Origin of the sequence: Aquamicrobium aerolatum DSM 21857 (genome assembly GCF_900113935.1) — a bacterium.
Lineage (GTDB): Bacteria > Pseudomonadota > Alphaproteobacteria > Rhizobiales > Rhizobiaceae > Aerobium > Aerobium aerolatum.
This window is the reverse complement of record NZ_FORF01000011.1, coordinates 114231-138549: the sequence shown is the minus strand read 5'-3', so window position 1 is coordinate 138549 and position 24319 is coordinate 114231. Positions and strand designations below refer to the sequence as shown.

Annotated in this window: 23 protein-coding genes; 6 read left to right on the top strand and 17 right to left on the bottom strand. The window is 62.9% G+C overall.

Annotated elements, in window-relative coordinates; all coding sequences use genetic code 11:
- Positions 1–2: 2 nt before the first annotated feature.
- The 9 genes from BMZ42_RS10930 to BMZ42_RS10890 all read right to left on the bottom strand — a co-directional run bounded on the left by BMZ42_RS10930 (position 3) and on the right by BMZ42_RS10890 (position 10420).
- Entirely contained in the window at positions 3–926 is a 924-nt protein-coding gene (locus tag BMZ42_RS10930; RefSeq protein WP_091522141.1) for a branched-chain amino acid ABC transporter permease, read from the bottom strand.
- A gap of 132 nt (positions 927–1058) precedes the next feature.
- Entirely contained in the window at positions 1059–2201 is a 1143-nt protein-coding gene (locus BMZ42_RS10925; RefSeq protein ID WP_091522139.1) for an ABC transporter substrate-binding protein, read from the bottom strand.
- Between the two features lie 128 nt (positions 2202–2329).
- Positions 2330–3166, bottom strand: coding sequence for a tryptophan 2,3-dioxygenase (gene kynA / locus BMZ42_RS10920; protein ID WP_091522136.1), 837 nt, complete (start codon positions 3164–3166; stop codon positions 2330–2332).
- Entirely contained in the window at positions 3163–4788 is a 1626-nt protein-coding gene (locus BMZ42_RS10915) for an AMP-binding protein (RefSeq protein WP_091522134.1), read from the bottom strand. Before BMZ42_RS10915 ends, kynA begins: the two co-directional genes overlap by 4 nt.
- A gap of 4 nt (positions 4789–4792) precedes the next feature.
- Complete coding sequence (locus tag BMZ42_RS10910; protein ID WP_091522132.1) at positions 4793–5938, bottom strand: acyl-CoA dehydrogenase family protein; 1146 nt, start codon at positions 5936–5938, stop codon at positions 4793–4795.
- 156 nt (positions 5939–6094) lie between these two features.
- Positions 6095–6907 carry an enoyl-CoA hydratase family protein gene (locus tag BMZ42_RS10905; protein ID WP_091522130.1) on the bottom strand — a complete coding sequence of 271 codons (813 nt, stop codon included), beginning with the start codon at positions 6905–6907 and terminating at the stop codon, positions 6095–6097.
- Complete coding sequence (locus tag BMZ42_RS10900; protein WP_091522128.1) at positions 6904–7368, bottom strand: MarR family winged helix-turn-helix transcriptional regulator; 465 nt, start codon at positions 7366–7368, stop codon at positions 6904–6906. Before BMZ42_RS10900 ends, BMZ42_RS10905 begins: the two co-directional genes overlap by 4 nt.
- Positions 7368–8126, bottom strand: coding sequence for an SDR family NAD(P)-dependent oxidoreductase (locus BMZ42_RS10895; RefSeq protein ID WP_091522126.1), 759 nt, complete (start codon positions 8124–8126; stop codon positions 7368–7370). Before BMZ42_RS10895 ends, BMZ42_RS10900 begins: the two co-directional genes overlap by 1 nt.
- On the bottom strand, positions 8126–10420 hold the full coding sequence (locus BMZ42_RS10890; RefSeq protein WP_091522123.1) for a bifunctional salicylyl-CoA 5-hydroxylase/oxidoreductase: 2295 nt from the start codon (positions 10418–10420) through the stop codon (positions 8126–8128). Before BMZ42_RS10890 ends, BMZ42_RS10895 begins: the two co-directional genes overlap by 1 nt.
- Before the next feature lie 152 nt (positions 10421–10572).
- Here BMZ42_RS10890 and BMZ42_RS10885 point away from each other — a divergent pair, with 152 nt between their 5' ends.
- Together BMZ42_RS10885 and BMZ42_RS10880 are read left to right on the top strand one after the other, a co-directional pair.
- Complete coding sequence (locus BMZ42_RS10885) at positions 10573–11403, top strand: alpha/beta hydrolase (protein ID WP_091522215.1); 831 nt, start codon at positions 10573–10575, stop codon at positions 11401–11403.
- A 62-nt stretch (positions 11404–11465) separates the two neighbouring features.
- Positions 11466–11702, top strand: a complete 237-nt coding sequence (locus tag BMZ42_RS10880) for an Lrp/AsnC ligand binding domain-containing protein (RefSeq protein ID WP_091522121.1) — start codon at positions 11466–11468, stop codon at positions 11700–11702.
- Between the two features lie 9 nt (positions 11703–11711).
- Here the strand turns inward: BMZ42_RS10880 and BMZ42_RS10875 are convergent, their stop codons facing one another.
- Entirely contained in the window at positions 11712–12935 is a 1224-nt protein-coding gene (locus BMZ42_RS10875; protein WP_244523231.1) for an MFS transporter, read from the bottom strand.
- Between the two features lie 87 nt (positions 12936–13022).
- Positions 13023–13583, bottom strand: a complete 561-nt coding sequence (locus BMZ42_RS10870) for a thioredoxin family protein (protein WP_091522118.1) — start codon at positions 13581–13583, stop codon at positions 13023–13025.
- A 275-nt stretch (positions 13584–13858) separates the two neighbouring features.
- On the opposite strand from BMZ42_RS10870, the gene BMZ42_RS18010 reads away from it, so the two are divergent.
- Positions 13859–14008, top strand: a complete 150-nt coding sequence (locus tag BMZ42_RS18010) for a hypothetical protein (protein ID WP_091522115.1) — start codon at positions 13859–13861, stop codon at positions 14006–14008.
- A 17-nt stretch (positions 14009–14025) separates the two neighbouring features.
- On the opposite strand, the gene BMZ42_RS10860 is transcribed toward BMZ42_RS18010, so the two are convergent.
- From BMZ42_RS10860 to dut, 6 genes are all read right to left on the bottom strand, one after another.
- Positions 14026–14388 carry a DUF1850 domain-containing protein gene (locus BMZ42_RS10860; protein ID WP_091522112.1) on the bottom strand — a complete coding sequence of 121 codons (363 nt, stop codon included), beginning with the start codon at positions 14386–14388 and terminating at the stop codon, positions 14026–14028.
- Positions 14388–16508, bottom strand: a complete 2121-nt coding sequence (locus BMZ42_RS10855) for a TRAP transporter permease (protein ID WP_091522110.1) — start codon at positions 16506–16508, stop codon at positions 14388–14390. The genes BMZ42_RS10860 and BMZ42_RS10855 overlap by 1 nt, the downstream gene beginning before the upstream one ends.
- A 78-nt stretch (positions 16509–16586) precedes the next feature.
- The gene (locus BMZ42_RS10850; RefSeq protein WP_091522107.1) at positions 16587–17546 is read right to left on the bottom strand and encodes a TAXI family TRAP transporter solute-binding subunit; all 960 of its coding nucleotides are present in this window, start codon (positions 17544–17546) and stop codon (positions 16587–16589) included.
- A 120-nt stretch (positions 17547–17666) separates the two neighbouring features.
- Positions 17667–18284, bottom strand: a complete 618-nt coding sequence (locus BMZ42_RS10845) for a LysE family translocator (RefSeq protein WP_091522105.1) — start codon at positions 18282–18284, stop codon at positions 17667–17669.
- A gap of 100 nt (positions 18285–18384) precedes the next feature.
- Positions 18385–19047: an HAD family hydrolase gene (locus tag BMZ42_RS10840; protein WP_091522103.1), complete on the bottom strand. Its 663-nt coding sequence runs from the start codon at positions 19045–19047 to the stop codon at positions 18385–18387.
- 2 nt (positions 19048–19049) lie between these two features.
- Positions 19050–19526: a dUTP diphosphatase gene (dut, locus tag BMZ42_RS10835; protein WP_091522100.1), complete on the bottom strand. Its 477-nt coding sequence runs from the start codon at positions 19524–19526 to the stop codon at positions 19050–19052.
- Between the two features lie 159 nt (positions 19527–19685).
- Here dut and BMZ42_RS10830 point away from each other — a divergent pair, with 159 nt between their 5' ends.
- The 3 genes from BMZ42_RS10830 (at position 19686) to BMZ42_RS10820 (ending at position 24216) form a co-directional block, all read left to right on the top strand.
- The gene (locus tag BMZ42_RS10830) at positions 19686–20489 is read left to right on the top strand and encodes a class II glutamine amidotransferase (RefSeq protein ID WP_091522097.1); all 804 of its coding nucleotides are present in this window, start codon (positions 19686–19688) and stop codon (positions 20487–20489) included.
- A gap of 88 nt (positions 20490–20577) precedes the next feature.
- Complete coding sequence (locus BMZ42_RS10825; RefSeq protein WP_091522094.1) at positions 20578–22164, top strand: peptide chain release factor 3; 1587 nt, start codon at positions 20578–20580, stop codon at positions 22162–22164.
- A gap of 216 nt (positions 22165–22380) precedes the next feature.
- Positions 22381–24216: a DEAD/DEAH box helicase gene (locus tag BMZ42_RS10820; RefSeq protein WP_091522211.1), complete on the top strand. Its 1836-nt coding sequence runs from the start codon at positions 22381–22383 to the stop codon at positions 24214–24216.
- Positions 24217–24319: the final 103 nt, after the last annotated feature.

Below are 24319 nucleotides of genomic sequence, written 5' to 3'. Positions count from 1 at the left end.
CCTCACCCCTTCATCGCCGGGAACAGGCCCTGCGGACGCACGGCGAGAATGACGGCCATGACGATGTAGATCAGCATCGAGGCAAGCGCGCCGCCGACCAGCCCCGCCTGCGACGGCGGCATCATCAGCCCGAACAATTGCGGCAGCAGGAAACGCCCCAGCGTGTCGGTGACGCCGACCAGAATAGCGCCGACAAGCGCGCCCTTGATCGAGCCGATGCCGCCGATGACGATGACAACGAAAGCAAGGATCAGCACCGGCTCGCCCATGCCAACCTGCACCGATTGCAACGCGCCCACTAGCGCCCCGGCAAATCCGGCCAGCGCCGCGCCGAACGCGAACACGACCGTATAAAGCAGGCGAATGTCCACCCCCAGCGCGCCGATCATGTCGCGGTCCGACTGGCCGGCGCGAATGCGCATGCCAAGCCGCGTCTTGGTGATGAGCAGATACATGCCGACGGCGACCGCGATGCCGACACCGATGATGGCGAGGCGATAGAGCTGGTAGCGCGACCCGCCCGGCAGCGGCACCGTGCCCTGCAACAGCGGCGGAATGTCGAGATAGAGCGGAAACGAGCCGAACAGCCAGCGCGTCGCTTCGGAAAAGACGAGGATCAGCGCAAAGGTCGCCAGCACCTGATCGAGATGGTCACGGTCATAGAGCCGGCGAATGACCAGCACTTCCATAATCGCGCCCGCCGCCGCAGCTGCCGCAAGGCTTGCCGCGAGCCCGAGCCAGAACGAACCGGTTGCCGCCGCCACGGCCGCGCAGGCGAACGCGCCGACCATGTAGAGCGAGCCATGGGCGAGGTTGATCAGCCCCATGACGCCGAAGATCAGCGTCAGCCCTGCGGCCATGAGAAACAGCATCACGCCGAGCTGCAGCCCGTTGAGGATCTGTTCGATGAAGAGCGCTATTTGCACGAGGCGAACTCAAGCTTCCGGCGTTGCGAGAATCATCGGGCGCGCGCCCGCTGGTGCGCGCCGCGACGGTCAATGACAGTGACATGTCTTCCGCCCCTCCCCGAAGGAGAGGCGGAAGCGTTCATGCGAGACCTACTTTAGCGAGCACTGCTCGGCATAGGCATCGCCATGGTCGGTAAACGCCGTGGCGATGATCTTGTTGGTCAGCACGTCGCCTTCCTTCACCACCTCACGGACATAGATGTCCTGAATCGGGTGGTTGTTGGTGTTGAAGGAGAACTTGCCGCGCACCGACTCGAAATCGGCGGCCTTGAGCGCCGCGCGGAACGCAGCCGCGTCCTTGACGCTGGCCTTGTTGGCAGCGGAGACGATCAGGCTGCCGGTGTCATAGGCCTGTGCGGCATAGATCGAAGGCAGACGGCCATATTCGGCCTGGAAGGTCTCGACGAACTTCTTGGAAGCGGCGTTGTCGAGATCCTTGGCCCAGGAAGCCGAGTTCTTCACGCCGATTGCGCCATCGCCGATAGCCGGCAAAACGTCCTGGCTGAACGAGAAGCCAGGTCCGATCACCGGGATGTCGACGCCTGACTGCGCGTACTGCTTCATGAACGCAATGCCCATGCCGCCTGGCAGGAAGATGAACAGCGAATCTGCGCCCGATGCGCGGATCTGTGCGATTTCGGCGGCGTAGTCGGTCTGGCCAACCTGGGTGTAGATCTCGCCGGCAAGCGTGTTCTTGTAGTAGCGCTTGAAGCCGGTGAGCGAGTCGGTGCCGGCGGGATAGTTTGGCGCCATGATGATGGTGTTCTTGTACGTCTCGTTGGCGTACTGGCCCATCGCTTCATGGAAATTGTCGTTCTGGTAGGCAACGTTGAAATAATTCTCGTTGCACTGCGGGCCAGCCAGCGGCGAAGGTCCGGCGTTGACCGACAGGTAGAACTTGCCCTGCGCAACGGCGCTTGGCACGACAGCCATGGCAAGGTTCGACCAGATGATGCCGGTGAGAATGTCGACCTGATCCGACTGGATCATCTTGTCGGCGATCTGCACGGCAAGTTCCGGCTTCTGACCGTCGTCTTCGGTCACCACCGTGATGTCCTTGGCTGCATCGCCGGCGTTCTTCAGCGCCAGCATCAGGCCGTCACGCGCGTCGACGCCGAGACCGGCACCGCCGCCTGAAAGCGTTGTAATCAGGCCGACCTTCACTGGCTCGGCCGACACAGCCGACACGCCCAGAGCGAGCGCGGCAAGGCTGGCAGCTATCAATCTCTTCATTCCTCAACTCCCATTAAACTGGACCCTTATGGGCCGTTTCACGATGAACAGGTTTTTGGTTCAATACCAGACTGTTGCAGTGTTTTTGTTCTTGGGTCGCCTCCCCTCTGCAAAGGACGACCAGAAATTCACAGTTCCGTGCGCACCTTCCACAGTTCGGGGAACAGCTCGACCTCCAGCATCCGCCGCAGATAGGACACCCCAGCCGTTCCGCCGGTGCCCCGCTTCAGGCCGATGATGCGCTCAACCGTCGTGACATGGTTGAAACGCCAGCGCCGGAAATAGTCCTCGAAATCGACCAGCTTTTCCGCCAGTTCATAAAGCGCCCAATGCTTTTCAGGTTCGCGATAGACCGTCTGCCAGGCGGCGAGCACCGCGTCATTGGGTGCGCGCGTGGTGCGCCAGTCGCCCCGGCTTGCATCTTCGCCAATGTCGAAACCGTTGCGCGCCAGAAGCGCCAGCGTCTCGTCGTAGAGGCTGCGCTGCGCAAGGATCGCCTCGAGCCGCGCCACCAGTTCAGGTCGGTGCTCATGCGGCTTCATCATTGCCAGATTGCGGTTGCCGGCGAGGAACTCGATGGCGCGATACTGCCACGACTGGAACCCCGAAGACTGGGCCAGATCGTCGCGAAAACGGGTATATTCGCTCGGCGTCATCGTGCGCAGCACGTCCCAGGCGCTGTTCAACTGCTCGAAGATGCGTGACACGCGCGTCAGCATCTTGAAGGCCGGGCGCAGATCGTCGCGCTGGATCGCAGAGATCGCCGCGCCCAGTTCGTGGATCGCCAGCTTCATCCACAATTCGGACGTCTGGTGCTGGATGATGAACAGCAGTTCATCGGGCGACGACGACAATGTCTCCTGCGCATCGAGGATCTTTTCCAGATGCAGATAGTCGGCATATGACATGCGTTGGCGGAAATCGGTTTCCGCGCCATGCGTCTCCGGGTTTTCGGCGATGGTCATGACGCGTCTTCCTCACGCAGGCGAAAGCGCTGGATCTTGCCCGTCTGTGTCCGTGGCAGGGCGGTCACGAACTTCACCGAGCGTGGATATTTGAACGGTGCAATCGTCGCTTTCACATGGTTCTGCAACAGGAGCACCGTGGCGTCATCAGCCTTGGCGCCATCGACCAGCACCACGAATGCCTCGACGATCTGGCCGCGCTCGACATCCGGCGCACCGATCACGGCGCATTCCAGCACCGATTCATGTGACAGGAGCGCCGCTTCCACTTCCGGCCCGGCAATATTGTAGCCTGCAGACACGATCATGTCGTCGGAACGGGCAGCAAAATGGAACCGCCCCTCCTCGTCCTGCCAGAAGGCATCGCCGGTCAGGTTCCAGCCGTCGCGCACATATTGCATCTGGCGATCATCGGCCATGTAGCGGCAGCCGACCGGTCCGCGCACCGCAAGCTTGCCGACCTCGCCGCGCGGCTTCTCATTCATCTCGTCATCGACGATCCGCGCTTCATAGCCGCGCAACGGACGCCCGGTCGAAGCAGCCTGCATATCGTCGAAATGGTTGGAGATGAAGATATGCAGCATCTCGGTCGCGCCGATACCGTCGAGGATCGGCTTGCCGGTCTTGGCGACCCATTCCTCAAACACCGGCGCGGGCAGCGTCTCGCCCGCTGAGACGGCAACGCGCAGCGATGACAAATCCGCGCCTTCGTCCAGCGCCTTCAGCATGGCGCGATAGGCGGTCGGCGCGGTGAAACAGATCGTTGCCTTATATTTCTCGATGATCTCGATCATATTCGGCGGCGTGGCGCTTTCGAGCAGCGTCGCGGCCGCGCCGAAGCGCAGTGGGAAAACCGCCAGGCCACCCAGCCCGAAGGTGAAGGCAAGTGGCGGCGAGCCAACGAACACGTCGTCTGGTGTCACCCCCAGCACTTCCTTGGCATAGGCGTCGGCAATGATCAGCACGTCGCGGTGAAAATGCATCGTCGCCTTGGGAACGCCGGTGGTGCCGGACGTAAAGCCGAGCAGGCAGACATCGTCGCGCCCGGTCTTCACTGCGTCGAAGGTCACCGCCTTGTCGAGCGCCACCCGGTCAAGCTCGGCATCGTGATTGGCGGTGCCGTCAAAGCCGACGACCTGCTTGAGGAAACGGCTGTCCTTGGCGCAAGCAACCAATTCGTCCATCAGACGCGTGTCGCAGAGCGCGAGCTGGATTTCCGCCTTGTCGACGACCTTGGCGAGTTCGCCCGCCCGCAGCATCGGCATGGTGTTGACCACGACCGCGCCGGCTTTGGTCGCGGCCAGCCAGCACGCCACCATCGCCGGGTTGTTGGCCGAGCGGATCAGCACCCGGTTGCCCGGCTTGACCCCGTAATCCTCGACCAGCGCATGGGCGAGCCGGTTGGTCCAGTCGGACAGTTCCTTATAGGTGCGCCGGCGGCCATTGCCGATCAGCGCGGTGTGGTCGCCCAATCCCTTTTCCACCAGCCGGTCCGTCAGCTCGACGGCGCAGTTCAGGTGCTCCGGATATTGGAAGCCATCAAGATTGATGTCCGGCCATTGGTCGAATGGCGGCAGGTTGTCGCGTGTAAAACTGTCGACGTGCGCTGATGGCCCCAGCATGGGCTCATCCTCCCATTGTTTGCCGCGCAATCACCACCTTCTGGACGTCTGACGCGCCCTCGTAGATGCGCAATGCGCGGATTTCCCGATAAAGGCTTTCGATGATGTGACCCCTGCGCACACCATCGCCGCCATGCAGCTGCACCGCCTTGTCGATGACCTTCTGGGCCCGGTCGGTTGCATAGAGTTTTGCCATCGCCGCTTCGCGGGTCACGCGGGGCGCCCCTTCATCCTTGGTCCAGGCGGCGCGGTAGATCAGCAGCGCGGCGGCGTCGACGTCGAGCGCCATGTCGGCAATATGGCCCTGCACCATCTGCAGATCGAACAAAGGCGCGCCGAACAATTCGCGCTCGCGCACGCGCGAAACGCTTTCATCCAGTGCGCGACGGGCAAAGCCAAGCGCGGCCGCGCCCACTGTCGAGCGGAACACGTCAAGCACCGACATGGCCAGCTTGAAGCCGTCGCCGGCCTTGCCGATCAGCGCCGAAGCCGGGACACGAACGTCGTTAAAAGAAAGGCGTGCGAGCGGGTGCGGGGCAACCACGTCGATGCGCTCGGCAATGATGAGACCGGGCGAATCCGCCGGCACGATAAAGGCCGAGATGCCCCTGGCACCCGGCGCTTCCCCGGTCCGGGCAAACACGCAATAGACATCGGCGATGCCGCCGTTGGAAATCCAGGTTTTCTCGCCTGACAGCACGTAGTCGTCGCCATCGCGCGTCGCCGTCATTTCCATGTTGGCGACGTCGGACCCTGACCTTGGCTCTGACAGGGCAAACGCCGACAGCGCTTTACCGGCGCGGGTCTTGTCGAGCCATTTCTGTTGTTCCGGCGTGCCGAACAGGCTGATCGCGCCGGTGCCAAGTCCCTGCATGGCAAAGGCGAAATCGGCGAGCCCGTCATGGCGCGCTAGCGTCTCGCGCGTGATGCACAACATGCGCACGTCGAGCGGCTGCGGATCGGCGGGGTCGACCGCCGTGGGTTTCAGGAACCCGGCCTCGCCCAGCATCGCCACCAGCTTGCGGCAGGCGGCGTCGATGTCGCTGTGATCGACCGGCAGGTTCTCCTGACACCACGCTTCCAGCCGTTCGGCATGGTCGCGATGGCGCTGCTCGAAGAAAGGCCAGTTGAGGAAGGAGCGGTCAGTCATGGTATCCCTCCCCCTTGAGGGGAGGGTGGACAATCGCCAAAAGCGATTGGACGGGCGGGGTCATGGCGGCAGCGCGCGGCATCGACCGACCCCACCCACCTCGCTTCGCTCGGCACCCTCCCCTCAAGGGGGAGGGAAAAAAGGCGTTCGCCATCGTCAATTCCCCTCAAACACCGGACGTTCCTTGGCGACGAACGCACGATAGGCGCGCTCGAAATCCTTGGTCTGCATGCAGATCGCCTGCGCCTGCGCCTCGGCCTCGATCGCCTGTTCCAGGCTCATCGACCATTCCTGGTTGATCTGCGTCTTGGTGATGCCATGGGCGAAAGTCGGCCCTGCTGCCAGCTGCTGCGCCAGCTTGAGCGCTTCGGCTTCCAGCTCTGCGGCGTCGACGAGGCGGTTATAATAGCCCCAGCGTTCGCCTTCCTGCGCACTCATGGTGCGGCCGGTATAGAGCAGTTCCGCCGCACGGCCCTGCCCGATGATGCGCGGCAGCATCGCGCATGCGCCCATGTCGCAGCCGGCCAGCCCGACGCGGGTAAACAGGAAACCGGTCTTGGCTTCGGGCGTTGCCAGACGAATGTCGGACGCCATGGTGATGATCGCGCCCGCGCCGACCGCGACCCCATCGACCGCCGAGATGATCGGCTTGCCGCAATTCAGCATCGCCTTGACCAGATCGCCGGTCATGCGGGTAAACGCCAGCAATTCCTTCATGTCCATGCCGACCAGCGGGCCGATAATGTCATGCACATCGCCGCCGGAGCAAAAATTGCCGCCATTGGGCAGGAACACGATGATGTCGATATCGTCGGCATAGACGAGGTCGCGGAACGTATCGCGCAACTCGGCATAGGACTCGAAGGTCAGCGGGTTCTTGCGCTCGGGACGGTCAAGCTGGACGATGCCGACCCGGCCCTCGACCCGCCACAGAAAATGCTTCGGCTTCAGCCCGGCCATCTTGGTCAATGTTCTGCCTCCCAATTGCTGCGGAACGCCTTCAACATCGACGACAGACGCCGTGCGTCCTCTTCGCTGATGTCCTTGAGCAGTTCCTCGATCCAGTTTTCATGTGCGCTTGCCATTTCGGCAAAGCGGATTTCCCCGGCTTCCGTCAGCCGGACGATCGACGTGCGCCTGTCGCCCTCGCGATTGGAGCGCACCACAAATCCGTCCGACACCAGCCGGTCGACGATGCCGGTGACATTGCCGTTCGACACCAGCAGAAACCGCGACAGGTCGCTCATCAGCATGCCATCGCGCTCGCGATACAAAGCCGACATCACGTCGAAACGCGGCAGCGTCATCTCGAACTGCGTCTTCAGCCGCTCGCGCAATTCGCCTTCGACCACGCGCGCGGCGCGCAGCAGCCGGATCCACAGCCGCAACCGATCCTTATGGGCCACGAGCGGCGGCGTCATCGCATCCATCACGCCTCGCCTCCCGCCATCGCAATCGCCTGCCCGGTCACCGAACGCGCGCCGTCACCACACAGCCACAGCACAGTGTCGGCGACTTCCTGCGGGGTGATGATGCGTCCTTGCGGGTTGTCCTTGGTGACCGCAGCGCGCGCGCTGTCTTCGTCGCGGCCGGTCTTGGCGACGATATTGGCGACCGTGCGCTCCAGCATCGGCGTTTCGACATAGCCGGGGCAGATCGCATTCACCGTTATCTCGGTATGCGCCAGCTCGGCGGCGAGCGCGCGGGTCAGACCAACGACGCCATGTTTCGACGCCACATAGGCCGAGATGTAAGGTGCGCCTTTCAGCCCCGCGATGGAAGCGATGAACACGATGCGGCCCCCTCCGGCTTTTCGCATCGTGTCCACAGCCGGACGGACGCTGAGAAACGCGCCCGTCAGATTGACGTTCATGGTCTGCTGCCACAAATCGAGGCTGGTCTTGCCCGCCGGTGCGCTGACCGCCATGCCGGCGTTGGCAATGACAATATCGAACGGGCCGCGCGCGGCCTGCGCGCGCTCATAAAGCTGCGTGACAGAATCCTCGTCAGTGACGTCAGCCACCTGCACATGAATATTCGGGTTGCCTTCGGCCACTGCGTTGAGCGCTTCGACGCGCCTGCCGCAGATCGTCACGGTGACACCCGCCTGTGCCAAGGCTTCGGCAATGGCCTTTCCGATGCCACTGCCGCCGCCGGTCACCAGCGCATGCCTGAAATTCAACGCCATCACACCTTTCCTGTCATTTGTTCCGGCCCGCGCTCGGCGAGGCGGTAAAGCTGGTCGCGACCGGGCCAGTAAGGGCTCGGCCAGGTCACGCCCTTGTCGCCAAGTTGTGCGGCTGCATGCAACGTCCAGTACGGATCGGCCAGATGCGGCCGCGCCAGGCAGACGAGATCAGCCCGCCCTGCCATCAGGATCGAATTGACATGGTCCGGCTCGTAGATATTGCCAACCGCCATCGTCGCCATCCCGGTCTCGTTGCGGATACGGTCGGAGAACGGCGTCTGGAACATGCGGCCATAGACCGGCTTGGCGCGGATCGAGGTCTGCCCCGCCGACACGTCGCAAATATCGACGCCCGCCGCCTGCAAGATGCGCGCGATCTCGACCGCCTCCTGCGGCGTGACGCCCTCGTCGCCAACCCAGTCATTGGCCGAGATACGCACCGAGATCGGTTTTTCCTTGGGCCACACGGCGCGCACCGCGTGGAACACTTCCAGCGGATAGCGCATCCGGTTTTCCAGCGAGCCGCCATAGTCGTCGGTGCGCAGATTGGTCACCGGCGAGATGAACGACGACAAGAGATAGCCATGCGCCATGTGCAGTTCGATCATGTCGAAGCCACAACGCTGCGCCATTTCGGTAGCGCTGACAAACTGGTCACGCACCCTATCCATGTCGGCGCGCGTCATCGCCTTCGGCGTCTGGTTCTGCGGCGACCACGGCGTTTCGGACGCTGACAGCAACGGCCAATTGTCCTGTTTCAGCGGCGCGTCGCCCTCTTCCCAGCCGACCTGCGTCGAGCCCTTCGCGCCGGCATGGCCGATCTGCGCACAGATCTTGGCGTCCGTCTCGGCATGAACGAAATCGACGATCCGCTTCCACGCCACCTCGTGTTCCGGCTTGTAGAAGCCGGGGCAGCCCGGCGTGATCCGCCCTTCCGGCGACACGCAGGTCATCTCGACCGTGACCATGCCTGCACCGCCCTTGGCGCGCTCGGCATAATGGACGAAATGCCAGTCGGTCGGGGTGCCGTCGACCGCCTTATATTGCGCCATCGGCGAGACGACGACGCGGTTCTTCAGCTCCATCTCGCGCAATTTATAGGGCGCAAACATCGGCGCGCGGCTGGCCTTGCCGTTCGCGCCTGCCTGCGACTGGAACCATTCCTCCGCCCCGCCGAGCCATTGCGCATCGCGCAGCCGCAGATTTTCGTGGCTGATGCGCTGCGAGCGGGTCAGAAGCGAATAGTTGAACTGCACCGGGTCGAGATCGAGATAGCGTTCGACTTCCTCGAACCACTCCATCGAGTTGCGCGCCGCCGATTGCAGCCGCAGGACTTCGAGCCGCCGCGCGTCCTCATATTTCGTGAACGCCGCCTCCAGCGTCGGCTCCGAATGGAGATAATCGGCCATCGCAATCGCCGATTCCAGCGCCAGCTTGGTGCCGGAGCCGATGGAGAAATGCGCCGTCGCCGCCGCATCGCCCATCAGCGCCAGGTTCTTGTAGGACCAGCGCTCGCACAGCACGCGCGGGAAGTTGATCCAGGCCGAGCCGCGAATATGGTTGGCATTGGTCATCAGCGCGTGACCGTCGAGATGATCCTTGAAGATCCGTTCGCATACGGCGATCGATTCCTGCTGGCTCATCTCGCCAAAGCCGAACTTTTCCCACGTCTCCTGCGTGCATTCGACGATGAAGGTCGCGGTCTCCGGATCGAATTGGTAGGCGTGTGCCCAGACCCAGCCATGCTCGGTCTTCTCGAAAATGAAGGTGAATGCGCCGTCGAATTTCTGCTTGGTGCCGAGCCAGACGAACTTGCACTTGCGCGTGTCGACATCGGGGTGGAAATGTTCGGCAAACTTGCTGCGGGTGCGCGAGTTGAGGCCATCCGCGGCGATCACCAGATCGTACTCCGCCATCAGCTTTTCGGTGTCGTCCACCTCGGTCTGGAAGCGCAGATCAACGCCGAGTTCACGCGCCCGCTCCTGCAGCAGCACCAGCAGCCGCATCCGGCCAATGCCGCAGAAGCCATGCCCGGTCGACAAAGTGCGCACGCCCTTGTGTATGACGGCAATGTCGTCCCAATAGGCAAAATGCTCGCGGATCGCCGCCGCGCTCTTGGCGTCGTTTTCGGCCAGATTGTCGAGGGTTTCGTCGGACAGAACGACGCCCCAACCGAACGTATCGTCCGGCTTGTTGCGCTCGAACACCACCACCTCATGCGCCGCATCACGCAGCTTCATCGAGATGGCGAAATACAAGCCAGCGGGACCGCCGCCGAGCACAGCAACTTTCATCCGTCGCATTCCCCGTTCTTGTTATTTGATCGAGGATTGCACCAATCGCCCCATCCTTCAAGCATAAACTTTCAAGGTTGAAGTATTTTTCCGGACTGGACAGAATGCTCCCGTCGCGCGACAAAACGCCGTCATCGGGGGAGCCGGAAATCATGATCTATCACCGCATCGCAGACTGGAACGACGCCTATTCCAACGGCATCAATATCCCGCATGGCGACCGCTGGCCCGCCGCCTGGGTGGAGCCGGCCGCCACGTTCCGCGCCGCGATGCAGGCGCAAAACCGCGCCCGGCTCGACCTTGTCTATGGCGACCAGCCCCGCAACCGCTTCGATCTTTTCCTGCCCGAAGGCACGCCAAAAGGGCTGGTAGTGTTCGTCCATGGCGGCTTCTGGATGGCGCTCGACAAGAGCTACTGGTCGCATCTGGCTGCCGGCGCGGTGGCACAGGGCCATGCCGTCGCGATCCCATCCTATACGCTGTGCCCCGACATCCGCATCGGCGGCATCGTCAAAGAAATCGGTGCGGCCATCGACGCTGCCGCGGCTGAGATCGACGGCCCGATCCGCCTCATCGGCCATTCCGCCGGCGGCCATCTGGTGTCGCGGATGATCTGCACCACCTCGCCGCTCAGCCCTTCGACCAGTGCGCGCATCCTCAACGTCGTCTCCGTCTCCGGCCTGCACGATCTGCGCCCCCTTATGGCCACCACGATCTATGCCGTGCTCGGCATCGACGCAGAGGAAGCAAACAACGAAAGCCCCGTCTTGCTGGAACCGAAGCAAGGCGCGCGCATCGCCTGCTGGGTCGGTGCCGCCGAACGCTCGGAGTTCGTCCGCCAGAACGCCCTTCTCGCCAATATCTGGACCGGACTGGGTGCAACGACGCTGATCGTCGAACAACCCGACCGCCACCATTTCAACATCCTCGACGGCCTGATCGACCCCACCCACGCCCTGACGCAAACATTGTTGACAGGCTAGGGCCAAGACACCAGCCTCGAGAGCCCCTATACAGGCGCAACCCCATTTTCGGAGCACACATCATGAGAGCCGTTTTCGTGCAGCTGCAGGTTTCGCCAGGCCGGACCTATGACGTCGCAGACGAACTGTTCAAGCGCGAGGTCGCATCGGAGCTCTACTCTACCAGCGGCGATTACGACCTCCTGATGAAGATCTACATCGAGGACGATGTCGACATCGGCAAATTCATCAATGACAACGTCGCCAACGTTCCCGGCATCATGCGGTCGTTGACGACGCTGACCTTCAAGGCGTTCTGACGCGCCGCGTCACGCACGCAGTGCTGCAGGTGCACGCCCGCGCATCAGGATGAAGAGCATGATCGCGATGTTGAGCACGTTCCACGCAATGCCGTTCCAGAACGCGGCGGCGTAGGAACCGGTCAGGTCATAGATCCAGCCCGACAGCCAGCCGCCCAGCGCCATGCCGACAATCGTTGCCATGATCACGATCCCGACGCGCTGTCCGGCCTCATGTGCCGGCAGATATTCGCGCACGATGATCGCGTAGCTGGGCACGATGCCGCCCTGCGACAGGCCGAACACCAGCGAGACGATGTAGAGCGAGGCCAGCCCGTCAAACGGGATATAGGCAAGCAACGCCAGACATTGCAGCACGGTGCCGATCAGCAGCGTTTTGACGCCGCCGATATAGTCGGCCAGAAACCCCGATGCGAGCCGGCTGACGATGCCGCCGACGAGCATCAGCGACAGCATTTCCGCGCCGCGCGCCACGCCGAATCCCAAATCCACGCAATAGGCAACGATATGCACCTGCGGCATCGCCATGGCGACGCAGCAACCAACGCCTGCGATTGCCAGCAGCCATTGCAGCGCGCGCGGCGACAGGTCGACGCTGCGCTGTCCGGCAGGTTTCTGCGCGCCATCCGACGCCGCAATCATCGTCGGAGCGCGGCGGCGCAACAATAGCGCCAGCGGTACCATCGTCACGATGCAGAAGATGCCGATCGCGGCATAGGTGAAGCGCCAACCTTCGTCAGCCAACGTGAGTTGCATCGCCAGCGGCCAGATCGCACCGGCGAGATAATTACCGCTGGCCGCCGCCGCTACCGCCACCCCGCGACGCTTGCGAAACCAGTGCGACAAATCGGCGATCAGCGGTCCGAAGGTTGCCGATGCCCCAAAGCCGATAACCGCCTGCAACAGCGCAAACAGCCAGATCGACGGCGCCATCGCCGCGCCGACATAGCCAACCAACAAGGCCACTGCGACACCCGCCAACGGCAGGAAAATGCCGGCACGATCGACAATGCGCCCGAGCCAGACATTGCCCACGGCAAAACCGACCATCGTCATCGTGTAAGGCAGCGAGGCAACGCTGCGATCAACCGCAAATTCCGCCTGCACCGCAGGCAGCACCACGACGACCGACCACATGCCGACACTACCGATCGTGGCGATCAACACCGAGATGACCAGCCGTATCCAGGCATAGCGGCTGTCAATCCCGCTGTTGAGCGTTGCATTCATCATCATATCTCCGTGCCGCAGGGCGACACCATGGCTGCACTGCGTGTCGTCCCACAGCGCCACAGCCGCACGTTCAACAGCGCCAGCGTCTTACTCGACCCCGTCCTTCCATTTGATCGAACAGCCGATGGACGCAATCTGGTCGCGCGGCCCCTCGCCGCTGCGTGAAATTCCCACCATCGCCTCATAGAGATCGCGGCGCAGGTCCGGCGACCCTTCCTCGCGACGCGAAGCGTCGAGACGGCCGCGATATTGCAGCTTCATATTGGCGTTGAAGCCGAAGAAGTCCGGCGTGCACGCTGCGCCATAGGCGCGCGCAATCGCCTGGCTCTCATCGTGCAGATAAGGAAACGACATGCGATGCGCGCGGGCAAATTCCTTCATCGCCTCGAACGAATCCTGCGGGTAAGCGGCGGCGTCGTTGGAATTGATTGCAACAAAGCCGACACCATGGCCGCGCAGGTCGTTGGCGTCGCGCACGATGCGGCCGATCACGGCCTTCACATAGGGACAGTGGTTGCAGATGAACGCCACCACCAATCCACCCGGTCCGACATGCTCTGACAATTGATGCTCATTGCCATCGGTGCCAGGCAGGATCGCATCAATTCCCTTCCAGCCGAAATCGCATACCGGCGGCACTGCAGCCATCTTCACCTCCCAAATTCGTCACGGCGCCACCATAGCCATATTTGCAACGAGGCAAGCGTCAAAATTGACTTTGGCCCGTTGCGCGCTGTGGCCGCAAAGGCACAGCACCGCACGCATCGGCGCAAATCGCGAAAATGCCGCGAATCACCCGCATTTCAGCCACGCCACGGGCCGCAAACGGCAAGATATTAACAACACGTTCACCGCTTATTCATGGATCAGCGGTAGGATGGCGTCAGTTCGGAAGGGACATCCGGCGGACAGGGTCAACGGTCATGAAGTTATTGGCTCACATCAAGAAAACCATCCTCGGGATACGTGAGTTCATCGCGCCCAGCTATCGCCCGGAGCGCCACTATATGCGTGGACCCGGACCTGCATGCGCGCGCGCCAAGCGCCTTGAGCCGTCAGCCAGCTTTCGCTGATCGTTCCGGCGAAAACCTCAGCCTCCGCACAGCTGAACCGTCACCGGCGCGCTTGCGTCTTCGCCCAGCGACAGGCACTCCCCCGCTGCGCAGAGCGTCCAGCCAGCCCCGGTCGCGCCTGATGCCGCGAGCGTCAGCCTGTCTTGCGCGGGCATATCCGGCTTCCAGACGAACCAGCCATCCTCGAGACGCGCGTCCGGCGGCGGCTCCATGCCGGCGCCCGAGCCTTTCACCCGCGCTTCGACCAGCTGAAGACCGGCAGGTATCACCTGCCAGTCTTCCTCCCACGCGGTCTTTTCAATCGAATGCGTCCAGGCCAGCGTGAAGGCGGATGCGGCCAGCATCGCAAGTTTGCCGCCCGCCAACACGCACAGCGCCATCAGGCCACTTCGACGCTGGTTTTACGGCGGCGCACGCGCATCCAATGCAGTGCCACCACCGCCACGCCCATCGCAAAGCCGATTTCATCCGTGTAGGGCAGATAAAGGATCATCGAGACCCCCGCGGCAAACGCGAGCAGCCGTTCCCACCACAGCGCCCGGCCGACGAGGAACCCGACCACCGCCATGCCCCACAGCGCGATGCCGAAACAGGCCTTGAACACGATGTAGACGACCTCCACCGGATAGCCCCAGGCTTCCGCCATTGGCCCGGCATCCTGCAGCATCAAAGCCGGCGTATAGACCGCCATGAACGGCACGATGAAGCCGGCAGTCGCCAGCTTGGTGGCTTGCAGCGAGATTTTCAGCCCCGACGCTTTCGCCATTGGCGCGGCGGCAAAACAGGCCAGCGCCACCGGCGGCGTCAGGTCGGCCATGATGCCGAAATAGAACACGAACATGTGGCTGACCAGCAGCGGCACGCCCAGTTCCAGCAGTGCCGGTCCGGCCAGCGACGAGGTGATGATGTAGTTCGGGATCGTCGGAATCCCCATCCCCAGCACCAGACAGGTGATCATGGTCAGCACCAGCGACAGGAACAGATTGTTCTCGCCGATGCGGATGATCGTACCGATGAAGGTGGAGGCAATGCCGGTCAGCGTCAGGGTGCCGATGACGATGCCGACAATGGCGCAGGCAATACCGACGGGCAGCGCGTTCTTGGCCCCTTCGGCCAGCGAATCGCGACAGATGCCGAGCGTCTCGCGCCCACCCTTGAAGAAGACGCAGGCCAGCACCAGCGCCGCGATCACGCCGGCGAGAATGTTGATGCCATATTTCATGAACGAGGCTGCGGCGAGGCCGAGCGCAATCCAGAACACCATGCGGAATGCGAACGGCCCGATCAGGGCGGCAAGCGGCGTGCCAAGGATCAGCACCACCACCAGCGCCAGTCCCATCGTGCCGGCGAAGATAGGCGTGTAGCCGGCAAACAGCAGATAGACCAATACGCCGAGCGGCAGCACCAGCGGCCAGTGCTTGCGCAACGCCGCCCACGGGTCGGGCAGGCTGGCCTTGTCGAGCCCGCCGAGCCCGGCCTTGCCGGCCTCCAGATGCACCATCCAGAAGCAGACGCCGAAATAGAGCGCCGCCGGAATCAGCGCCGCCTTGACGACGTCGACGTAAGGCACGTTGAGCGTTTCAGCCATGATGAAGGCCACCGCGCCCATCACCGGCGGCATGATCTGGCCGCCCATCGACGAAGTTGCCTCGACGCCGCCGGCAAAGGCGGGGCGGAAACCGAAGCGCTTCATCAGCGGAATGGTGAACTGGCCGGATGCCACCACATTGGCGACGCCGGAGCCAGAGATCGTCCCCATCAGCGCCGAGGACAGCACGCTGACCTGCGCCGGGCCGCCGCGCCATGCACCGACGAAACCGAGCGCGAAATCGTTGAACAGCGCCAGCATTCCGGCGCGTTCCAGAAAGGCGGCAAACACCACGAAAATAAAGATATAGGCCGCCGAGACATAAACCGGCGTGCCGTAGATGCCTTCGGTGCCAAAGCCGAAATGCTCGATGATCATCTCGGCCGGATAGCCGCGGTGAATGAACGGCGCGGGCAGATATTGACCGAAGAAACAATAGGCCAGAAACAGCCCGGCAATGATCGTCAGCGGCAGCCCCATCAGGCGACGCGCGCCTTCAAACACCAGAATGATGGTGATGGTGCCGACGATCAGATCGGTGGTCGTGAGGAAGCCGGAACGCTGGATCAGCGGGACATAATTGACCCATTGATAGATGCCGGTGAGAAAGCCGAGAATGCCGAGAGCCCAGAACCAGGCCTGTCCGACCGATGTGCGCGCGACGAGATTGCCGACCAGCGCAAATCCGAGCAGCAGCAGGAAGCCGACATGCATGGCGCGGACGGCCTGGCTCGGCAGTGTGCCATAAGCGGCGGTCCACAGTTGAAACAGCGAAAACGCAACCGCGATCCAGAATGCCGCCCGGCCCAGAAACCCGGTTCCAAATCCCGGCGGCAGGCCTTCGATCGGCTCTTCCGCTGTGTGCGGCACCTCCTGCTCGTGCTGCGCCATCGCGGTGTTGGCCTCGGTCATGTTTCCTCCCGGATTCTCTCGCTTTGAGGTGCGGCTGCGCCCCCTTCTCCCGCGCAGCCGCATTCTAGTGCGTGCCGTTTATTTCAGAACGCCGATCTCGCGATAGTAGCGCTCTGCACCCGGATGCAGCGGCACCGGCATGCCATCGAGCGCCTTGTTGACGTCGATTGCCTTGGCCGCCGAGTGCGACGCCGCCATCTTGTCGAGGTTCTCATACATCAGCTTGGTCATCTGATAGGCGGTCTCCTCCGACACGCCTTCATGGCTGACGAGGAAATTGCCGACGGCGGCTGTCGGCACGTCTTCGGTCTGGCCCTCATAGGTTCCCGCCGGAATCGTTTCGGCAATGAACGGCGCGCCGATCTTCTCGACGATCTCTGGCGACACGGCAACGACGTTAATCGGCACCGAAGTGGCCAGATCGCGCAGCGAGGCAACGCCGAGACCCGCCGATTGCAGCGTCGAATCGAGCTGGCGGTTCTTCATCAGCTCGACGGATTCCGCAAATGGCAGATATTCCAGCTTGCCGAGATCGGCATAGGTCAGCCCGGCCGCCGCGAAGATCGCGCGTGCATTCAGCTCGGTACCCGATGCGGGTGCGCCGACCGACAAGCTCTTGCCCTTCAATTGCTCCAGCGAGGTGATGCCGGATTCTTTTGATGCGACGATCTGGACGAAATTGGGGTAGATCGCGGCGATGCCGCGCAGCTTGTCGAGCTTGCCGGGAAAGCCCGCTTCCTTGTTGCCGGCCCAGGCCTCCTTGAGCGAGTCGCCCAGCGTGAAGCCGATTTCGCCGCGCCCTGCCTGCAGCAGATTGAGATTTTCCACCGACGCCTTGGTCGCCTGCACCTGCGCGCGTGCGCCGGGAATATGCTGGCCGTAGATTTCCGACAGCGCGACGCCGAGCGGATAATAGACGCCCGAGGTTCCCCCCGTCAGTACGTTGATGAATTCCTGCGCCTTGGCCGCGCCTGAAGACAGACCGAATGACAGCGCCACGGCACCAGCGGCGACAAGATTCCTGGCAATATGTTTCATGCAATTCCTCCCTGTAGAGCCACTGACCGACGGTGAACACCCTCCCTCACCATCGGTCGATGCCTAAGTTTTAGAGGCTATGCAGCAAAAGCCAAACCGAAAATGTCAAATCAGTCAGCTTTACTGCCGGAATGCGATCGCCGCCGCTGCACCCGCCATGATCATTGCCGCCGATCGGTTCAGCGCCTTCAGCGCCCGTGGGGTCGCCAGAAACCAGCGCGCTTTCGCAGCGAGCATCAGATATGGCACCAGCACCACCAGCAGAACCATCGTCGTGATCGCCATCAGCACGCCGTAATCGGCAAGAGAAATCGTTGCAATATCAATGATCGTCGGCGTGATGGCGACATAGAACACCATCACCTTGGGGTTGCCGAGCGTCACCAGCAGGCCCGACAACAGGCTGGCGAAAGCGCCGTCGCGCGATTGCTCCGCATTGACCTTTTCCGCCGTGATCCCGCTCGACCAGAACGTCCAGGCCAGCCAGGCGAGATAGGCAACGCCGGCCCATTTGATAACGAGAAACGCCGTCCCGAAGGTTTGCGCGAGCAATGCCAGACCACTGATCACCGCGGTCAGATAGGTCAGGTCGCCGAGTATCAGCCCGAACGCCATGAACACCGACGAGCGAAACCCAGACCCCAGCGCCCGCGCCACAATCGCCACGATGCCCGGCCCCGGAATCGCCGCCGCAATCGCCAGCGCACCGGCATAGGTAAGAAAGCCTGCAAGGGTCATGATGTCGACGTCTCCAAGAATGGCGAAATCTCTTGCACGAAACCGGCTCCGGCAACAGCGCGCACGCTGCCCTGGTTTCTTGGTCCAGCCGTATCTCGCCTCAGCCGAACATCAGCCCCGGCAAGGCGCGCATGTCGTCGAACAGGACGCCGCCTGCCGCCGCCAGCTGATCCTTGTTGGACAACGGATCGGCGAAATAGGAATAGACCTTCATGCCTGCGGCGATCCCCGCCACCGTTCCCGGCACGCTGTCCTCGATCACAACGCATTCTTCCGGCGCAAAGCCCATCTCGCGCGCCGCATGCAGGAACAAATCCGGGGCCGGCTTGCCGTTTTCCACCATGGTGGCGCTGTAGAGCACATCGCCAAAATGCGCGATCAGTCCGGTCACACCGAGCGTCAGGTGCATCTTTTCCAGTTTGGCGGATGAGGCAACGCACCACGGCACATTGCGCGCGCGCAGATCGTCCAGCACGGTCTCGACATGCGGGATCGCCTCGACATCCGTTCCGAAAATCATATCGAGCGAGCCGTACCAGCGCTCCATCAGATTGAAGCCGAGCTGGTGCCCCTGCGTTTCTATCTCGGCCTGCACGCTCTTCATGCTGCGCCCTGAATAGATCCGGCGGCAGTCCTCATAGGTCACCGGCAGGCCGGTCTCGCTCAACCACTGCGCCAAAACGCGGTTGGCGCGCTCTTCGGTGTTCACCAAAACACCGTCGCAGTCGAAAATCACCAGCTTCGGTGGCTGTGTCGCCGTCATGATCAAGCCGTCCCCGTCGAGCCAAAGCCGCCTTCGCCGCGCGCAGTGACGCCAGCAAGGTTGCGCTCTTCCACCGCCAGCTGGACAACCGGAGCCAGCACCATCTGGGCGACGCGCATACCCCGTTCGATCACGAAATCTGCATCGCCGTGATTGATCAGCAGAACCTTCACCTCGCCGCGATAATCGCTGTCGATCGTGCCGGGCGTGTTGAGGCAGGTTACGCCGTTCTTGAACGCCAGGCCCGAGCGTGGCCGCACCTGTCCTTCATAGCCCTGCGGGATCTCGAAGATCAGGCCGGTCGGCACCAGAGCGCGCTCCCCCGCCTTCAGAACCAGCCTTTCCGATTCCGGAACGGCGGCGCGCAGATCTATGCCGGCCGCGCCAGCAGTCTCATAGGCAGGAAGCGCAAGGCCGTCGGCATGCGCAAGTCGAACAATGCCCAAAGCGGGCATGGAAACTGAAAGATGCTCGGTCATGGTTCTGCTATGGCTGGCGCATTCGTCAGGGTCAATTCACGGATCACTGCTATCAGGCATTATTCGTGTCCATGCAATCGCATCACCGCATTCACCTTTTCTTGCGTTTTTAATCAAATACTGGAACATCCACAGCGCGCACAAAGTGAGGACGCGATCATGTGCAGATGGGCCGCTTATCTTGGCGAACCGGTATTTCTGGAAGAGATCGTCACCGCGCCCCGGCAATCGCTGATTGCGCAAAGCCACCATGCGCTGGAAGCCAAGACCGCCACCAATGGCGACGGCTTCGGCATTGCCTGGTATGGCGACCGCGCCGAGCCGGGACGCTACCGCGATGTCCTGCCCGCCTGGTCCGACTGCAACCTGAAAAGCCTGTGCCGCCAGATCCGCTCGGGTCTGTTTCTTGCCCATGTGCGCGCCTCGACCGGCGGCGCCACCAACCGCAACAATTGCCATCCGTTCGTCTCCGGGCGCTGGTCGTTCATGCACAACGGCCAGATCGGCTGCTTCCCGCTGATCCGCCGCCGCCTCGTCGACAGCCTGCCCGACGACATTTACGCACAGATGCATGGCACCACCGATTCGGAGCTGATCTTCCTTTTGATGCTCGCCGAAGGTCTCGACCACGATCCGCATGGTGCCGCCGCCCGCGCCGTCGCGCGCGTGCTGGCGGCAGCCGACCGGGCCGATGCCGATCCCGCACTCAAGCTGACCGCAGCCTTCTCCGATGGCGAGCGGCTTTACGCCGTGCGCTACTCGACCATGAGCCACGCGCCCACGCTTTACGCCGGCACGTTCCGCAATCGGCTGGGGCGCTGTCTGGTGTCGGAACCGTTCGACCGCGACGGCCCGGAATGGCAGGCAGTCCCACCCGGCAGCTTCATCACCGCCACACAGGACAGCGTCGCCGTTGCCTCGTTCGAGCCGATGGCCGCGCCCGTGCACGCTCTGGCAGTGTGACCGGAGCCTCGGCACAACGTTGGCAATTCCGGTTCGACATGCGGCGCGCATCTGGTTATAAGCCGGCCATCTCACAGGATTTCATCGCATGGCCGAGACGATTGCGCAGGCGGTTTCCCGCCGCCGGACATTTGCTATCATCGCCCACCCCGACGCGGGCAAGACGACGCTGACCGAAAAGCTGCTGCTGTTCGGCGGCGCGATCCAGCTTGCCGGCGAGGTCAAGGCGAAGAAGGACAAGATCCAGACCCGCTCCGACTGGATGAAGATCGAGCGCGAGCGCGGCATCTCCGTCGTCACCTCGGTGATGACGTTCGAGTATGGCGACAATGTCTACAATCTCCTCGACACGCCGGGTCACGAAGACTTCGCCGACGATACCTATCGGACGCTATCGGCGGTCGATAGTGCGGTCATGGTCATCGATGCCGCGCGCGGTATCGAGCCGCGAACGCTGAAGCTGTTCGAAGTCTGCCGCATGCGCGACATCCCGATCGTCACCTTCGTCAACAAGATGGATCGTGACGCGCGTAACGTCTACGAGATCCTCGACGAGATCGAGCAGAAGCTGGCGCTCGACACCGCGCCGATCACCTGGCCGATCGGTCAGGGCAAGAGCTTTGCCGGCACCTATCACCTCGCCGACAACGCCATCCGCCGCGCCGATTCCGAGCTGGAGCGCACCAAGGTTTCCGGTCCCGATTCCAACTGGGCCGCCGGCCTGCTGCCGCAGAACGAGCGCGAGACCTTCATCGAGGAACTGGAACTGGCGCGCGAGGCCTGCCGTCCGTTCGACATGGAGGCATTTCGCGAAGGCCACCTCACGCCGGTGTTCTTCGGTTCCGCGCTGCGCAATTACGGCGTGCGCGACCTGATCGAAGCTCTGGGCGACTGGGCGCCGCCGCCGCGTGGTCAAGAAGCCGACACCCGCAAGGTCGAGGCGACGGAAGAGAAAATGACCTCCTTCGTCTTCAAGATCCAGGCCAACATGGACCCCAACCATCGCGACCGCATCGCGTTCGTGCGGGTCTGCTCGGGCACGCTTCAGCGCGGCATGAAGGCCAAGCTGGTGCGCACCGGCAAGCCGATGGCGCTGTCAGCGCCGCAGTTCTTCTTTGCCCGTTCGCGCGTCACCGCCGACGAGGCCTATGCCGGCGACGTCGTCGGCATTCCCAACCACGGCACGCTGCGCATCGGGGACACGCTGACCGAGGGCGAGGACATTCTCTTCCGTGGCGTTCCCAACTTCGCGCCGGAAATTCTGCGCCGTGTGCGCCTCGGCGATCCGATGAAGGCCAAGAAGCTGCGCGAAGCGCTGCAGCAGATGGCCGAGGAAGGCGTCGTCCAGCTGTTCACGCCGGAAGACGGCTCACCCGCCATCGTCGGCGTCGTCGGCGCGCTGCAGCTCGACGTTCTGAAGGAACGCCTGCAGATCGAGTACGGCTTGCCGGTCGATTTCGAGATGGCGCGGTTTTCGGTCTGCCGCTGGATTTCCGCCGACAGCCGTCAGGAACTGGAGCGCTTCATCGAGTCCCATCGCGGCGACATCGCCCGCGATCTCGACGACGATCCGGTGTTCCTGGCGCAGCACGAATTCGGCCTCAACTATGAAGCCGAACGCTGGAAGGACATCCGCTTTGCAGCGATCAAGGACTACCAGGTGCGCGAGGACTGAGGCAGCTGTTCAGTGCCCGCGCATTGGTGTAATGCGAAAAGTGCATTTCACTTTTCGCTCCGATGCTCTATGTGCGGCACTATCCCGGCTTCGGGGCGGCCTGTACATCACGCCCGATAGCACTTAAAAACAAGAACCAAGATGCTGCTGCGACAATTGGGCGGCACCGTGCACCGCGGACGCGTCCCGGCTGCCGCAACTCCGAAAGACATCGACATGACGAAGTTCCAGGGCGTGGTTCCAGCGCTGGCCAGCGCATTGGCAGCCAAGGGCTACGAAGAACTCACCCCCGTCCAGCAATCCGTGATCGACCCAGAACTGGGCGACAGCGATCTTCTGGTTTCCGCACAGACCGGCTCCGGCAAGACGGTTGCGTTCGGCCTCGCCGTCGCCCCGACGCTGCTTGACGGTGCCGACCGCTTCCCGCAAGCCGGCGTGCCGCTCGCCCTCGTCATCGCGCCGACGCGCGAACTGGCGATCCAGGTCAAGCGCGAACTCGATTGGCTTTACGCCCCGACCGGTGCATGGATTGCCTCCTGCGTTGGCGGCATGGACATGCGCAAGGAACGCCGCGCGCTCGAACAGGGCGCTCACATCGTCGTCGGCACGCCGGGCCGTCTGCGCGACCACATCACCCGTGGCGGCCTCGACATGAGCCAGATGCGCGCCGTGATCCTCGACGAAGCCGACGAGATGCTCGACCTCGGCTTCCGCGAAGATCTCGAATTCATCCTTGAAAACGCGCCGGAAGACCGCCGCACGCTGATGTTCTCGGCCACCGTGCCAAGCTCCATTGCGCGTCTTGCCAAGAGCTACCAGCGCGATGCCGTGCGCATCACCACCAAGGCCGAGCGCGAACAGCATGGCGACATCGAATATCGCGCCCTCACCGTTGCTCCGAGCGACCGCGAGAACGCCATCATCAACGTCCTGCGCTATTACGATGCCAAGAACGCGCTGGTGTTCTGCTCGACCCGCGCCGCCGTCAACCATCTGACCGCGCGCTTCAACAATCGCGGCTTTTCCGTCGTCGCGATGTCGGGTGAGCTGAGCCAGAACGAGCGCACCCATGCCTTGCAGGCCTTGCGCGATGGTCGCGCGAAAGTCTGCATCGCCACCGACGTCGCTGCGCGCGGCATCGACCTGCCCAATCTTGAACTGGTGGTGCATGCCGACCTTCCGTCCAACCCTGAAACGCTGCTGCACCGTTCGGGCCGCACCGGGCGTGCCGGGCGCAAGGGCGTCAGCGTTCTGGTGATCCCGTCAAGCGCGCGCCGCCGCGCCGACCGCCTGTTGCAGAACGCGCGCATCCATGCCGAATGGGCGCGTCCGCCGTCAGCCGAAGAGATCATCCGCCGCGACAATGAGCGTCTGCTGGCCAATCCGATCTTCGACGAGGCCATCGTTGATGACGAGGCCGACTTTGCCGCAACGCTGCTCGACAAGCACGGCGCGCAGAAAGTTGCCGCCGCGCTGGTGCGCATGGCGCGCGCCGGCAAATCCGCGCCCGAAGATCTGATCGAATTGCAGGCCTTCGCCGCCCCGACCGGTCGCCGCGAAGAGCGCGACGGCGATGCCGGCCCCGCCCGCTCGCGCGACGAATTCGGCGACAGCGTCTGGTTCTCGCTGTCGGCGGGTCGCCGCCAGAGCGCCGAGCCGCGCTGGATCATCCCGATGCTGTGCCGCGTCGGCAAGATCACCAAGAACGAGATCGGCGCGATCAAGATGCAGCAGGACGAGACCTTCATCCAGATTGCTGCCGGTGCCGCCGACGCCTTCCTCGATGCTGTCGGGCCGGACCGCGAATTGCAGAACGGTATCCTGCTCGAGCGCCTGCAAGGTGCGCCAGAGCTTGGCCGCAGTTCCTATTCCGCCAAGCCGCCAGCCGGCAAGAAGCCCTACAAGTCGAAGAAGTTCGATGGCGCGCCGCGCGGCGATCGCCCCTCCTACCCGAAGAAGGATTGGGGTTCGGGCGAGAGCAAGCCATGGGCGAAAAAAGGGCCGAAGCCTGACGGCGCCAAGCCGTTCAAGCAAAAGCGCAAGGACAAATAGGCGACAGCGCCTGCAACACAAACACTTGCGTGCAGTGGCGGCGGGCAGCTAATCTTGCCTGCCGCGCGTTCCTCCCTCCCCCAGCAAGCACGCGCCCAACCCG